Annotated in this window: 13 protein-coding genes; 6 read left to right on the top strand and 7 right to left on the bottom strand. The window is 53.2% G+C overall.

The annotated features are described in order from the left end of the window. From BLQ17_RS18045 to BLQ17_RS18070, 6 genes are all read left to right on the top strand, one after another. The coding region (locus BLQ17_RS18045) for a sodium:solute symporter family protein (protein WP_092225413.1) at window positions 1-1,121 on the top strand (1,121 nt) is incomplete at its 5' end. 300 nt (window positions 1,122-1,421) lie between these two features. Next, a complete protein-coding gene (locus BLQ17_RS18050) occupies window positions 1,422-2,669 on the top strand; it encodes an ABC transporter substrate-binding protein (protein ID WP_092225415.1) in 1,248 nt (415 codons plus the stop codon). A gap of 77 nt (window positions 2,670-2,746) precedes the next feature. After that, window positions 2,747-3,634, top strand: a complete 888-nt coding sequence (locus tag BLQ17_RS18055; protein ID WP_092225417.1) for a branched-chain amino acid ABC transporter permease — start codon at window positions 2,747-2,749, stop codon at window positions 3,632-3,634. Beyond that, window positions 3,624-4,760, top strand: a complete 1,137-nt coding sequence (locus BLQ17_RS18060; RefSeq protein ID WP_092225419.1) for a branched-chain amino acid ABC transporter permease — start codon at window positions 3,624-3,626, stop codon at window positions 4,758-4,760. The genes BLQ17_RS18055 and BLQ17_RS18060 overlap by 11 nt, the downstream gene beginning before the upstream one ends. Next, on the top strand, window positions 4,757-5,482 hold the full coding sequence (locus BLQ17_RS18065) for an ABC transporter ATP-binding protein (protein WP_092225421.1): 726 nt from the start codon (window positions 4,757-4,759) through the stop codon (window positions 5,480-5,482). The genes BLQ17_RS18060 and BLQ17_RS18065 overlap by 4 nt, the downstream gene beginning before the upstream one ends. Beyond that, window positions 5,469-6,179, top strand: a complete 711-nt coding sequence (locus tag BLQ17_RS18070; protein ID WP_092225423.1) for an ABC transporter ATP-binding protein — start codon at window positions 5,469-5,471, stop codon at window positions 6,177-6,179. Before BLQ17_RS18065 ends, BLQ17_RS18070 begins: the two co-directional genes overlap by 14 nt. A gap of 104 nt (window positions 6,180-6,283) precedes the next feature. Here BLQ17_RS18070 and BLQ17_RS18075 read toward each other — a convergent pair whose 3' ends face one another. From BLQ17_RS18075 to metX, 7 genes are all read right to left on the bottom strand, one after another. Then, a complete protein-coding gene (locus BLQ17_RS18075) occupies window positions 6,284-6,892 on the bottom strand; it encodes an alpha/beta hydrolase (protein ID WP_092225425.1) in 609 nt (202 codons plus the stop codon). Window positions 6,893-6,964: 72 nt separating this feature from the next. Further along, window positions 6,965-8,686 carry a cache domain-containing protein gene (locus BLQ17_RS18080; protein ID WP_092225427.1) on the bottom strand — a complete coding sequence of 574 codons (1,722 nt, stop codon included), beginning with the start codon at window positions 8,684-8,686 and terminating at the stop codon, window positions 6,965-6,967. A gap of 135 nt (window positions 8,687-8,821) precedes the next feature. Further along, on the bottom strand, window positions 8,822-9,709 hold the full coding sequence (locus tag BLQ17_RS18085; protein ID WP_281180561.1) for a selenium metabolism-associated LysR family transcriptional regulator: 888 nt from the start codon (window positions 9,707-9,709) through the stop codon (window positions 8,822-8,824). A gap of 182 nt (window positions 9,710-9,891) precedes the next feature. After that, window positions 9,892-10,809 carry a cysteine synthase A gene (cysK, locus tag BLQ17_RS18090; RefSeq protein WP_092225431.1) on the bottom strand — a complete coding sequence of 306 codons (918 nt, stop codon included), beginning with the start codon at window positions 10,807-10,809 and terminating at the stop codon, window positions 9,892-9,894. A 25-nt stretch (window positions 10,810-10,834) separates the two neighbouring features. Further along, the gene (locus BLQ17_RS18095) at window positions 10,835-11,809 is read right to left on the bottom strand and encodes a serine O-acetyltransferase (RefSeq protein WP_143005542.1); all 975 of its coding nucleotides are present in this window, start codon (window positions 11,807-11,809) and stop codon (window positions 10,835-10,837) included. 28 nt (window positions 11,810-11,837) lie between these two features. Next, window positions 11,838-12,467: a methionine biosynthesis protein MetW gene (gene metW / locus BLQ17_RS18100; RefSeq protein WP_176761304.1), complete on the bottom strand. Its 630-nt coding sequence runs from the start codon at window positions 12,465-12,467 to the stop codon at window positions 11,838-11,840. Further along, window positions 12,454-13,593, bottom strand: coding sequence for a homoserine O-acetyltransferase MetX (gene metX / locus BLQ17_RS18105; protein ID WP_092225487.1), 1,140 nt, complete (start codon window positions 13,591-13,593; stop codon window positions 12,454-12,456). Before metX ends, metW begins: the two co-directional genes overlap by 14 nt. Between the last annotated feature and the right edge of the window lie 36 nt (window positions 13,594-13,629).

Raw genomic sequence — 13,629 nt, forward strand, 5'->3', positions numbered from 1 at the left:
TCTACACTTCCTTCACCTTTTATTCAGGGTCCCAGGGGGTTATCATAACCGACACCATCATGTTTTTCCTGTTTACCATCATAGCCTTCATTGCCGGCCCATACATCATGTCGTCGGTTGGCGGATGGGATCAAGCCATTACCCGGCTCGCGACCTTTGAGTTAAAACCGGATATTATCGCCTGGCACGGCATGACCGGCGCAAACGCCTTCTGGTCCACCAAGACCGCGGCCCTGGTCTGGGCGGTAGTGCTGGGGTTCGTCTGGTCGGCCGTGGTCGCGGTGAGCCCGTGGCAGGCGAGCCGGTACCTGATGGCGAAAAATGAACACGTGACCCTGCGGGCCGCCCTGATAGCACCGACCTGTGTTCTGCTGCTCTATGTTGTACTCCATTTTTCCGCCGCGGCCATCAACCTGATCAAGCCCGATATCGCTCCTTCCGAGAAAGCCTACATCTGGGCAGCGTTCAACGTACTGCCGACCTGGATGGGGGTCATCATGCTGGGCGGCATCATGGCGGCAGCCCTCTCTTCGTGTTCCACCTTCCTCTCCCTCGTCGGCTTTTCCGTGTCCCGGGACCTGATTCATGAGAGCGGAGACAGTGAGAAGGTGCTGCGGGTCAGCCGAATCACCATGGCTTTTGTCGGGTTGGCTACCCTGGGCATAACCTATTTCCAGCCGCCGGCGGTTATGTGGATCGGCTATTTTGCGGCAACCCTGTTCGCCGCGTCCTGGGGACCGGTAGCATTTGCCAGTGTCTGGTCCAAGCGAATTACCGCCACAGGGGCCCTGTGGGGCATAATAGGCGGCTTTATTGCCGTGGCACTCGGCGAAACGTTGAAGAAATATGGCGGCGTTGATTTCCCCGTCTATCTGCGTCCGCCAATCATCGGCGCGGGCTTCAGCGTTCTCTGTATCATAGTCGGATCAGCCCTTACCCAGGTGAGCGATGCCGAACGGCAGTTCCGGGAAAAGCTCCATATCCGGCCGGCAGGTGAGGGCAGCGCGGTTGAGGTCAGCCGTACCATGACCCTTGCCAAAACCATCGCGGGACTCGGCGTACTGACCATCATCGGAGTCTACTATCTCTACTCGGTGCCTTACAACGCCGCATTGCAATAAGCTGTTTCCCATGTTGTGGTCCCATGTTGCGCATGATCGCATCGAAATGATTTATACAGAGCGCAACCGGATCGGCGAACATTGAAAATTGCCCGGATTATCTGAAAACCGGGCAAAAGAGGTGTTGTTAAAACAGCCAATGTTCGCCGATCGATGACCACCTTGGTAAACAAAACATCCTCTGTGTCATTCTGCAGATTGAAGTTTAAGAAAAAAGTTTCAGAAATTTAAGACGGAGTCCAATACCCCCGGTGCGCCAGGGGGCAACCTGTAACCCATTAACCGATGGAGAATAATTTCATGAACAAAACCTCGTTTCGCCAAACTTCAATTGGTGCCGTAGCCGCTCTTGGCCTGCTCTGTCTTTCCTTGGGGCCCGTTTCTTCCCTGGCAGCCCAGACTGTCAAGGTAGGAAACATTATCCCGCTTTCCGGGCCTTCGGCCACCGTCGGGCAGCAGGGTAAAAACGCTCGGGAGATGGCGGTTGCCGAAATCAATGAAGCTGGCGGTATAAAGTCCCTTAACGGGGCGAAGCTGGAACTGATCTACGCCGATTCCGAATCCAAGCCGGAAAAAGGGGTGGCCGAGGCTGAACGTCTGATCAATACCGAGAAGGTGAACGTGCTTACCGGCTGCTGGAATTCATCCGTTACCTATCCGACAACTGCCGTCGCCGAGCGGTACGGTATCCCGTTTGTCGTTCCGGTATCGGTTGCCGACAAGATCACTGACCAGGGGTTTAAAAATGTGTTTCGTATCGCCGCCAAAGACTCTTGGTGGACCAGGGACCAGTTCACTTTTCTCAAAGATCTGCAGACCGAGTTCGGCTCCGAGATCAAAAAACTTGCCTTTGTCTACGAAAACGGCGACTGGGGACAGGGAATTGCCGGAAATTGGAAGAAACTGGCTGAAGAAGCCGGCTACGAGGTGGTTCTTGATGAGCCATATCCTTCCACCGCAACGGATCTGAGCCCGGTGGTCCAGAAAATCCGCCGGTCAAGGGCCGATGTCCTGATGATGGTCTCCAACGCCGCCGATGCAATTCTGCTGACCAACACCCTGGCCGAGTATAAGGTCAAGCTCAAGGCGATGATTTCCTCCGGCGGGGGACATGCCGATCCTTCCTTTATCGAGGCCACAGGCCGAAATGCGCAGTATCTGTTTGACATAGTCGAGTGGGAGACAGATGTCAACAGGGCCGGTGCCGCCGAGGCCAACGCAAAATACAAAAGCCTTTACGGAAGCAACCTTACCGGTGAAGCTGTGGATGCCTATCTGGCGATGTACATAATAAAAGACGCTCTCGAGCGTGCGGCCAGCCTCGATCCGGCGAAAATAAGAGAGGCACTCGCCCAAACGGACCTGGCCCAGGGGCCGGGTATGATCGTGGGATACGATAAGGTCATGTTCAACGATAAAGGACAAAACCAGTTCGCCTCGCTTGTTATGGTACAGGTAAACAAAACCGACAACGGTCTTGAGCGGATTACCGTGTGGCCCAAGAGTGCCCGTCGCTCCGGATACTCGCCGGTTTTTCCAAAGCCGTAAGCGGACGGGGAAGAATGATTGTTCCCCGGGGCGGGCACCGTTTTGGGGAACGTTTTTTAGCTTGAGCGGAGGTCGGAATGCTCTATTTCCTTGAAGATACAATAAACGGTATCCTGATGGGGTCGATATATGGCTTGACCGCACTGGGGTTGACCATAATTTTCGGGGTACTCAAAGTCATTAACTTCGCCCACGGTTCGCTGCTCATGGTGGGAATGTACCTTGCCTACTGGGCGGTGGCGCTGACCGGCGTTCATCCCTATCTGTCGCTGGTCGTCGTCATCCCGGTAATGTTTATTTTCGGCTATTATCTCCAGGATATTGTGATAAAACCGATTTTTAAAGCGGAAAGAAACGTTCGCGAACCGATTACGGTTATCATTGTAACCACCGGGGTCTGGTATATACTCGATAACCTGACTCTTCTGGTGTTCGGTCCCCAGTATCGGGTGATCAACGATAACCCCCTGCGGGGTAAAATGGTTGAAATCGGCGAGATGTTGATATCGGTTCCCAAGATCTGGGGGTGCGTAACCGCTGTTATAACCGCAGTCTTGATCTATTATTTTTTCCAGTACACCCGGCTGGGCCGGGCGATCAGGGCTACCAGCCTTGATCGCGACGCGGCAAGCCTTGCCGGAATCAACCAGTATAAAATTTATAATATCGCCTTTGGCATCGGCACCGCCGTGTCCGGGATCGCGGCGGTGACGCTGGTTCCTTTTTACAACACCTATCCCACGGTCGGTGTGCTGTTTGATATAAAAGGTTTCATTATCGTGGTTCTTGGCGGGCTTGGCAGTATCACAGGCGCGATACTCGGCGGCATGATCGTCGGAATAATCGAATCGGTAGGGCCGCAGTTCATGACGGCAACGTGGACGGAAGCTATCGTTTATGGCTTGTTTCTGCTTGTTCTATTCATAAAACCCTCTGGACTATTTGGAGTAAAATATGACTGGTAAAAAGAGCTCGGGGTTTTCTGTGGAAGGTGTCGATTATGAAAAGACAGGAGGTATCACCGGTCCCGAATCCGATAACAGCAAAGCCAATCGCAAAAAAATTGAAAAGCTGTTGCTTGCGGCGACGTTAGCGGCAACACTGGTTCTGCCGATTGTTGTGGTCAGCCCGACCTACCTGCACATCATCATCCTTATTCTTTTTTATGCATATCTCACCAGCTGCTGGAATATGGTCGGCGGGTTTGCCGGCGTCCTGCCCCTGGGACATTCGGTCTTTATCGGTTGCGGAGCCTATACCTCCACCATCCTGTCTTTGCAGTATGGGCTCAGCCCATGGCTGGGCATGATAATCGGTGGAATCCTCGCGACGTTCATAGGGGTGCTGATTGCGCTGCCGACGTTTAAGCTCAGGGGAGCCTATTTCGCTCTTGCCACCATCGCCTTTGCCGAAGGAATCCGGGTAATGATCGAAAACATCGACTATCTGGGGCCGTTCAACCTTAACGGACCTCGAGGGTTGCAGATTCCGCCACTCAACACGGGGTTTACCAGCTTCATGTTTGAGACCAAGGAGCCGTACTATTACATTATCCTGGTAATGCTCATTGCGATCCTGACGCTGACCTGGTTTATTTCCCGGTCAAAACTGGGATTTTACCTCAGCGCCGGAGGTGAGGAGCCCGAGGCGGCAATGGCGCTCGGCGTCAACGTTACGCGGGCGAAACTTACGGCGATGGCGATGAGTTCGTTTTTTACCGCCCTGGCGGGTACGTTTTATGCGCAGTTCTCCCTGTTTATCCACCCTAAGAGCATTATTTCCCTTGATCTCTCTTTTGAAATCGCATTCATAGCGCTTATCGGCGGACGGGGCTCCATTGCCGGGCCCGTTCTGGGAGCGCTGCTGTTAAGACCGGTGAGCGATTTTTCCCGGATATATTTCGGAGATGTTCTGCCGGGTCTGCATCTTGTTATTTTCGGTGGTGTGCTGATTCTGGTTATGATCTATCAGCCGAGGGGGATACAGGAGCCTCTTACCCGGGTCTACAAAAGAGTCGTGGATCGGTTGGCCGGCATATCGGTCGATGAACCTGGGAAAAAAGTCGGGAAGTCTAAGGAGGCGACGGCATGAAAATTCTTGAAGTTCGCGGATTAACGAAGCGTTTTGGTGGATTGATCGCAGTAAACAACCTTGATCTCGATCTTGGTGCGGGGGAAATCCTGGGGTTGATCGGCCCCAATGGCGCCGGCAAATCGACGGCTTTTAACTGTATCGCGGGGGTTCATCCGCCCACCTCGGGGACCATTACCTTCGACAACAAGGTGAGCAACACCAAGAAACCCTGGAACCTGTGCCGGGAAGGCCTTGCCAGAACCTTTCAGATCGTCAAGCCGTTTGCATCCCAGACCGTTCTCTACAACGTTATGGTCGGCGCTTTTATCAACACCGATCGCCGGGATGAGGCCGAAGAAAGGGCGCTAAAGGTGCTTTCGTCCCTGCGCTTTGATGATAAAAAGGATGTAAAGGCCGGAACCTTGACCATTGCCGACAGAAAAAGGCTTGAGATTGCAAGGGCGCTGGCCACAGAGCCCAAGTTGCTGCTGCTTGATGAAGTTATGGCCGGGCTCAGGCCCGGCGAGGTGGACGAGATGGTCGAGATCATAAAAAACCTCTCCAGGACCGGAGTCACTATCTTTGTGATCGAGCACATCATGAGAGCCATTATGGCACTGTCGGACAGGATCATCGTGATTCAGTTCGGCAAAAAGATAGCGGAAGGTACTCCTGAGGAGATTGCCTCAAACGAAAATGTAATCAAAGCGTACCTGGGGGAAGAATATGCCGCTGCTTGAGGTTGACAATATTGATCTTTTTTATGGCGATGTTCAGGTAGTCTTTGATCTTTGTCTCAACATCGAGGAAGGGGAGGTTGTCAGTATAATAGGAGGAAACGGTGCGGGAAAGTCGACCCTGTTGAAGGCCATTTCCGGGCTGCTGCAGCCAGCTTCCGGGACCATTGTTTTTGACGGGACTAAAATTCATGATCTGCCTCCCGAATCGATCGTGAATCATGGTATCATCCATGTCCCGGAGGGGCGGCGGCTGTTTTCGCTTATGAATATCAAGGATAATCTCATCGTCGGGGCATATAACCCCAGGGCCCGGAAAATTCAGGATGAAACCTTGAGGAACGTCTACTCCCTTCTGCCGAGGTTGGAGGAGCGGGAGGCACAGCTGGCCATGACCCTGTCCGGAGGGGAGCAGCAGATGGTCGCCATAGGAAGAGGTCTGATGGGTGTTCCGCGGATTCTCATGCTGGACGAGCCGTCTCTTGGTCTTGCCCCGGTCCTGATCAAGGATATCTTCAATACGGTAAGGCGGATCGCCGACCAGGGGACCACGGTGCTGATGGTGGAGCAGGATGTCAATCATTCACTTAATCTCAGCGACAGGGGATACGTCCTGGAACATGGCAGGATTGCCATGGAAGGTACGGCAAGAGAGCTGCTGGGGGATCCCCATATCAAGAACGCCTATCTCGGAATTTAGGGCGAATGGACAGCGGTTTTCGGCGAGGTAACACTAAGGCCGGGGTACAGGGAGCTGGAGCGCAGGTGAACCCCGATCCGTTATTAATGACATGCAGGGAGATCTCAGCCAGCAAGAATTACGTCTATTTTTTCGCCCAGTTCCCTGAACATGCCATAGTAAAAATGGTCGGCAGAGTCGATGATCTCAAACCGGGCTTCAGGATTCCAGAAATTGAGCGATTCGGCAACAAGGCCGGGAGGGGCGATTTCATCTTCTTCCCCTGTTATAACCAGTCGTAACAGGGGAAGATTCAGGTTCGGCTTAAACGGAATGAGGGCTACCGGCGGTGAAACGAAAGCCATGGCGGCTATTTCCCGGGGCAGCTCGTCGAGCCGGGAGAGCACCCAGGAGCCGAAAGAGTATCCGGCGAGGTGGATCGAGGTGTACCCCTGGCGGACAAGGAACTCTATCGCGGCCAGCACGTCCTGCTGTTCACCCGTTCCGTTGTCGTAGTGTCCCTCGCTGGCGCCGACTCCCCTGAAGTTGAATCTGAGCGTGGCGTACCCTCTGTTCTGGTAAACAGTGGCAATTGTCTCAACTACCGGATTGGTCATGTCACCGCCGTACAGGGGATGGGGGTGGGCTATTACCGCCCCTTGTGTCGATGCCCCTGTGCGGTAAAGGCCTTCCAGGATAAGCGAACCGGATCGGAAATAAAGTGTCGTGTCCATGTTTTTTTCTCAAGGTGTAAAAGAAGAAATGTTCAGACCGGGTAAGATTTGGCCAACCAACTGGGCAAAGAACTACCAGATTACCGAGTCGAGATCGAATTCCTGCTGCTCCATCAGATAGAGGCAGGCGTCGACACCCTCCTTGTGATATTTAATACCCCGGCCGGAACGGATTTCCGCAAGCGCGGCCGGCAACCCCAGAGCCGGTCGGTACGGCCGGTGCGAGGACATGGCTTCAACCACGTCGGCTATGGTGATGATCTTTGCTTCAATCATTATTTCCTGATCCTGCAGTCCCCTGGGGTAGCCGGAACCGTCAAGCAGTTCATGGTGCTGCAGCACGATTTCCGCAACCGGCCATGGAAAGTTGATATTCTTTAAAATTTCATAGCCGGACTCGGGGTGGGACTTGATAATGGAACGCTCCTCGCTGGTAAGGCCGGTCGGTTTTGCCAGATATTCCGAAGGGAGGGAGATCTTGCCTATATCGTGCAGCAGCGCCGCGAAATGCAGCCCCTCAAGCTGATTGTCCTTCATCCCCAGTTCCAGGGCGATGGCCAGCGCCAGCCGTTCCACCCGTACCTGGTGCCCGGCGGTATAGGGGTCTCGCTTTTCTGCAGTCATGGCCAGCGATTTAACCGTTTCTTCGAGGTTGTCGTGCAGCCTGGTATGGCTCCGTCGCAAGGCATCTTCCGCCTGTTTTCTCTCTGAGATATCCCTTGCCACGCCGCGATACCCAATGAGTTCGTGTCTGTCATTGAAAAACGGAACGCCGTTTTTCTCAATGACTATCGAGCGTCCGTCTTGGTGACGGCAGACGATCTCGATACCGGTAAACGGAGCACCTTTTTTCATGATCTCGCGGAGCCGTTTGCCGCCATGGTCGAGTTCCCCGGTCACCATATAGTCGAAAAAATCGGTACCGACCACCTCCTCAGGTTTTCTTCCGAGGAGCTCGACAGCTTTGGGGCTGGCATAGGTGTAGACCCCTTCGGGCGTCATCTCCCATATCCAGTCGCTGCTGTACTCGACCATCGAACGATACTGCTCCTCGCTGATGGCAAGAGCTTCAATAAGAGCAGTTCGTTCGTCGCGCAACTGTTTCCGCAACTGTTCGGAGATCATGGTCTGGCGGATGATGTACATTGCCGCGGCGATAACGAAGCCGAGGATGATAACGGAAATAATCGTGAGTTTATTGCGGATGACCGCGAGCTCCTCATGGACGTCATTTATGTAAATGCCGGAACCGATTATCCATCCCCACGGCTTAAACCCTTTCACATAGGAAATTTTCGGTACGATCCTGTCGGGATCGTCTTTCCATTGCCACATATAGTCGACATAGCCGCCACCGCTTGTTTCGATCAGTCGCACCATGGCCATAAAAAGTTTTTTCCCATGCGGATCTGTAAAGCTCGATATGTCTTTTCCGTTTAAGTCCTTACGATACGGATGCATGATCATTTTCGGCTGCATATCGTTGATCCAGAAATAATCCTTCCGCTCAGGTCCGTACCTGAGTTGTTCAATGTGTTCTATGGCCTCCTGCTGCGCCTGGGCCAGGCTCAGTTTTCCCTGAAGATGGAGGTCGTTGTGAGTTTTAAGAATAGACCAGGCGGTTTCCGTCAACTCCTTTATCATGAGTTTTTTGTAATCCATGAAACTCTTTTCAAGAGCAGGAAGGATAACAGCGAAAATGGCAGTTACAAAGAGCACCACGGTGATGATGGCCGGCAGGGCGATACGCAGAAACACCGGACTGAAGAATCGTTTCTGCTTGTCAGGTTCCATTTCCCCTCCGGCGATAAAAAAAGAATATCGGCTAAGTTCTGTTATTCCCTGTTGTTTCTACTTTATATATAGCAAAACCCCCGCAAAGATAAAAGAAATCTTCTGCCTGCGGATGGAGGGCGATCTGAAAAGAGATCAGGAGTGCTGGGCGAGGATGGTATCCATGAAAAGCTGGTAATGGTTAGGCAGGGTCCTCTTTGACGGGGTGACAATATAAAAGAATCTCTCCATCTCCAAACCTTCCACGTCGATCTGCTGCAGTTGCCCGCTTTTGAGTTCGTCGGTTATCGCCCGCTTTGAGATCACCGAAACACCGAGGTTGGCCTTTATCGCCTCCTTTACTGCGGCGCTGGAACCAAGGGTTGCACATATGTTGAGGTTGCCAAGGCCCAGCTGCTTTCTGGCCAGAAAGGATTCTATGCTTTTTCTCGTTCCCGAACCTTCTTCCCTGGTAATAAAGGGCAGGGTACAGAGTTCGTCCATGGATATTGTTGGTTGTACCCCGGCCTCCGCTGCGCCGGCCAGGACCAGCTGATCGTGGCCAAACCGGGTGAAGTTCACTTTCTTTTCGTTTGTTTTTGCCCCTACTACAGCGAGATATATGTCATTATTTGAAACTGCTTTAATGATTTGAGCAGAGTCGTTTATGCGTATTTCAAAAGAGATGGTGGAAAAATTCTGTTTGAATTTGGCTGCGATCCGCGGCAGGAGATAAGTGCCTGGGATGGTTGATGCTCCGATCACCAGTTTACCCGCCACCGACTTTTTCGAAGTGGAAATGTCTTCTTCCAGCTGCTGCAGGTCGTCTAGAATCTTTCTCGCCCTGGAGTAGAGAAGCTCCGCCTCGCCGGTGGGCAGGATGGTCCTGCCGAGGCGGTCAAAGAGCCTGCAGCTAAGATGCGTTTCGAGATTCTGGATATGCTCGCTCACCGTCGGCTGGCTGGTGTACAGTTTTTCAGCGGCCTTGGTGAAGCTGCGGTATTTATAGACGGCAACGAAGATCTTTAGGTGTCGAGTTTCGATGACAAAGCCTCCAGGAGTGTTATTGTCGCGTAATTATAACAAGATGGAACTATTTATCATGTAACGGGATATGTTGCAAGCAAGATGGTTGTTTTGACCCGGAAGAACCGCTATAACGCCTGGATGTGCGGGTCGGATGGGGACAACGGTCGGGGAGAAGTACATTTCTCCCCTGAATCCGCTCAGTTGGCAAGCAGAGGAGTTGAGAGATACCTCTCCCCTGAATCCGGCATGACTGCGACGATGGTCTTGCCCCTGTTCTCGGGCCGCTTGGCAAGTTCTATTGCCGCAAATGCGGCGGCTCCGCTTGATATGCCGCATAAAATGCCCTCTTTCAGTGCCACTTCCCGGGCCGTTTCAAAGGCTTCATCGTTGGTTACGGTAATAATCTCATCGATGATGGAGGTGTTGAGGACCTGGGGTACGAACCCGGCGCCGATACCTTGAATCTTGTGGGGCGCGGGACTTCCCCCCGAGAGAACGGGAGAATCTGCGGGTTCAACTGCGACGCTTTTCATGTGCGGCACTTTTTTCTTGAGAGCTTCAGATACGCCTGTGATGGTGCCGCCGGTTCCTACTCCGGCAACAAAAAAGTCAATGATACCGCCGGTGTCCCTCCACAGCTCCTCGGCTGTTGTGGTCCTGTGAATCGCCGGATTTGCGGGGTTGGTGAACTGGTTGGGCATATAACTGTTCGGGATCTCGTTGAGCAGCTGGTCGGCTTTGGCTATGGCGCCCTTCATTCCCTCTGCGGCCGGGGTAAGAATAAGTTCAGCACCCAGGTGGCTGAGCAGCTTTCGTCGCTCAATGGACATGGATTCAGGCATGGTAAGAATTAGTCGCAGCTTTTTATGGGCACAGACAAAGGCAAGACCTATGCCGGTGTTGCCGCTGGTCGGCTCTATGATGGTCGATTCGCCGTTAATCAGACCTTGCTGTTCGGCCGCTTCGATCATTGAGACCGCGATTCTGCATTTTACGCTACCCATTGGGTTTCTCGACTCCTGCTTGGCCAGAAGGGTTGCTCCGGTCTCGGCCGACAGGTTGACCATCTTTAAAAGAGGTGTATTGCCGATGGATTCAAGTATTGTGACGGACATGACAGCGCTCCTCCTGTGTTGGCTTTTATGAGTGTGAATAGATCAGTTCCGGGCGTTTGAGCAGCACTTTGGTTCCCTTGGCGACGCTTTCCGTCAGCCAGATATTACCGCCGATTACCGATCCTTCTCCAATTACGGTGTCACCACCCAGGATAGTGGTGTTGGCATAGATTATAACGTCATTTTCAATGGTCGGATGTCTTTTTTTGTTACGCATTGTGACCCCCGCGTCCCGGGGCAGCGATAGCGCCCCCAGGGTCACTCCCTGGTAGAGTCGGACCCTGTCGCCGATAATTGTGGTCTCGCCGATCACCACTCCGGTGCCGTGGTCGATGAAGAACTCTTCTCCGATGGTCGCCCCGGGGTGTATATCAATTCCCGTGAGGTTGTGGGCATATTCGGTCATGATGCGGGGGATTATGGGCGCGTCCAGGGCAAACAACTCGTGGGCGAGCCTGAAGATCATGGTCGCCTGCAGACCGGGATAGCAGAAGATAACCTCGTCCGGGCTTTCTGTTGCCGGGTCGCCGGCCAGGGCGGCCCTGATGTCTGTTGCCAGCAGCGCCGCAATCTTCGGCAGTGATTCAATGAATCTCAGGGCCAGGGCGTGGCTCCTGGCTTCACAGTTGGTGCAGGGGAGCTCGTGTCTCCTGCAGTCGTGGCGGATGGCCATGGTGATCTGCTCGGCCACCTTGTCGTACAGGTCGGTGGTCTGTTTGCCGATGTAGTATTCCAGGTTCGCCGCATGGAGCCTGGAGTTGGTGAAGTAGCCTGGGAACAGAATCCGCTTTGCCTGTTCGACGATGGCGATAATTTTCTCCTGCGACGGCATCGAGACGGGACTGATATGCTCGTAACACTTCTTGGTGGCCCAGGAGGATAACAGTTTTTTTACCACCGATGGCACCTGCGCATGGAGACTGGATTCGGTAATTTCAATATGATCGCACTGGGCTGCGATGTCATTCGGGTCTATTATGTGTTCGACGGGTTGCGACATGGCTGGTTCTCTTTGTTGTTGTTGATAACTACATACGGTTTTTTTCGATAATGTAAATGCCGTAGGTTGCGCGAAGATCCGGAAACAGTCCTATTACCTTTCCTTCCTCGTTTGAGCGGTTGGTGGCGATGGTAATTTCTTTTAGAATGTTGTATCCGACATCCCGGCTGAACTTTCTGAAATCCTTCAGGGTGATGACCCTGATGTTGGGGGTGTCGTACCATGAATAGGGCAGCTGGTCGTTTTTCGGCGCCATGCCCCTGGTCAGAAGCTGCAGCCTGATCGAGTAGTGGCTGAAGTTGGGGAAGCTCACTATGACTTTTCGACCGATCCGGGCCAGGGAGTAGAGCAGGCGGGCCGGTTCGAAAACCTGTTGCAGGGTCTGGCTGAGGATGACGTAATCGAAGCTGCAGTCCGGGTAGTCGTCAACCTCGTCATTGAGATCTCCCTGGAGGACGCTCAACCCCCTTGCGATACATCGGGCGGCCTTTTGCTTGTCCATCTCGATGCCCGTGCCCGCGATGTTCTTGTTTCTTGCCAGCCACTCAAGAAGGTCGCCGTTGCCGCACCCCAGGTCGAGCACCCGGCTGTTTTCCGGGATAATGGAGGCAATTATCCGTAAATCAAACCTCAGTCTTGTTGTTTCAGCCGACTCCATCGATAAATCCTTTCACCAGGGTAGTAAGTCTTTCATCAGGAATTAAAAAGGCATCATGGCCGCAGTCCGCCTCAATTTCGCAGAAGCTGACATCCTGTCCGGTACGCTTTAAGGCCTGGACCAGCTCCTTGGCCTGGTATGTCGGGTAGAGCCAGTCTGAACTATATGAAATTACAAGATACTTTACCTTTTGGAGGTCACCACCCTTGAGCGGTCCGCTGGCCGTTACCCGGTCAACCACATCGAAATAGTCTGCAGCCTTGGTGATGTAGAGCAGCGAATTGGCATCAAAACGGTCGACAAACTTTGATCCCTGGTATCGAAGATAGCTCTCGACCTGGAAGTCGCCGTCAAAAAAACCAAAGGAGAAAGCTTCCTTGTCCTGCAGTCTTCTGCCGAATTTTCTGCGCATAGCTTCGTCGGACAGGTAAGTGACGTGACCCACCATCCTGGCAACGGCGAGCCCCATCCTCGGAAAGTCGCCGCCGTAATAATCGCCGTTGTTCCACTTGGGATCGGCCATTATCGACTGCCTGGCTATTTCGTTGAAGGCGATGGCGAGAGCGGAGTGACGCATGGTGGTTGCAATGGGCACGGCGGACCTGATCATTTCAGGAAACCGCACGCACCATTCCAGCACTTGCATTCCCCCCACGGAACCGCCGACCACCGCCCTCAGTTCGGATATACCGAGATGATCGAGCAGGGCTTTCTGGGTAGTGACCATATCACCTATGGTCATCATCGGAAAATCAAGGCCATACGGCTTTTGCGTCTCGGGGTTTATCGATTTCGGACCGGTGGACCCCATACAGCTGCCAAGGATGTTGGGGCAGATGACGAAATATTTGTCGGTGTCGATACCTTTGCCCGGGCCGACCATGAAATCCCACCACCCCGGTTTGTCGCCTTCACGGTCGGTGGGGTAGTGGCCTGCGACATGGGAGTCCCCGGAAAAAGCGTGCGCTATCAGGATAACATTGTCCCTGTCGCGGTTGAGGGTGCCGAAGGTCTCGTAGGCAATGGTCACCGGCCCAAGTACGGCCCCGCTTTCAAGCTGCAGCCGATCCGGGGCGGCACCATAGGTGAAATACTGTTTTTCGACGATTGTGCCAGATTGTTTCATGATGGTAACCGGATCCCCGTTTTTTACGTATTTTCT

Source organism: Desulforhopalus singaporensis (assembly GCF_900104445.1).
GTDB lineage: Bacteria > Desulfobacterota > Desulfobulbia > Desulfobulbales > Desulfocapsaceae > Desulforhopalus_A > Desulforhopalus_A singaporensis.

Bases quoted from the DNA above. Each gene is read 5' to 3' on its own strand.
- BLQ17_RS18050 (WP_092225415.1), top strand. From the start codon at position 1,422: ATGAACAAAACCTCGTTTCGCCAAACTTCAATTGGTGCCGTAGCCGCT.
- BLQ17_RS18055 (WP_092225417.1), top strand. From the start codon at position 2,747: ATGCTCTATTTCCTTGAAGATACAATAAACGGTATCCTGATGGGGTCG.
- BLQ17_RS18060 (WP_092225419.1), top strand. From the start codon at position 3,624: ATGACTGGTAAAAAGAGCTCGGGGTTTTCTGTGGAAGGTGTCGATTAT.
- BLQ17_RS18065 (WP_092225421.1), top strand. From the start codon at position 4,757: ATGAAAATTCTTGAAGTTCGCGGATTAACGAAGCGTTTTGGTGGATTG.
- BLQ17_RS18070 (WP_092225423.1), top strand. From the start codon at position 5,469: ATGCCGCTGCTTGAGGTTGACAATATTGATCTTTTTTATGGCGATGTT.
- BLQ17_RS18075 (WP_092225425.1), bottom strand. From the start codon at position 6,892: ATGGACACGACACTTTATTTCCGATCCGGTTCGCTTATCCTGGAAGGC.
- BLQ17_RS18080 (WP_092225427.1), bottom strand. From the start codon at position 8,686: ATGGAACCTGACAAGCAGAAACGATTCTTCAGTCCGGTGTTTCTGCGT.
- cysK (WP_092225431.1), bottom strand. From the start codon at position 10,809: ATGTCCGTCACAATACTTGAATCCATCGGCAATACACCTCTTTTAAAG.
- BLQ17_RS18095 (WP_143005542.1), bottom strand. From the start codon at position 11,809: ATGTCGCAACCCGTCGAACACATAATAGACCCGAATGACATCGCAGCC.
- metW (WP_176761304.1), bottom strand. From the start codon at position 12,467: ATGGAGTCGGCTGAAACAACAAGACTGAGGTTTGATTTACGGATAATT.
- metX (WP_092225487.1), bottom strand. From the start codon at position 13,593: ATGAAACAATCTGGCACAATCGTCGAAAAACAGTATTTCACCTATGGT.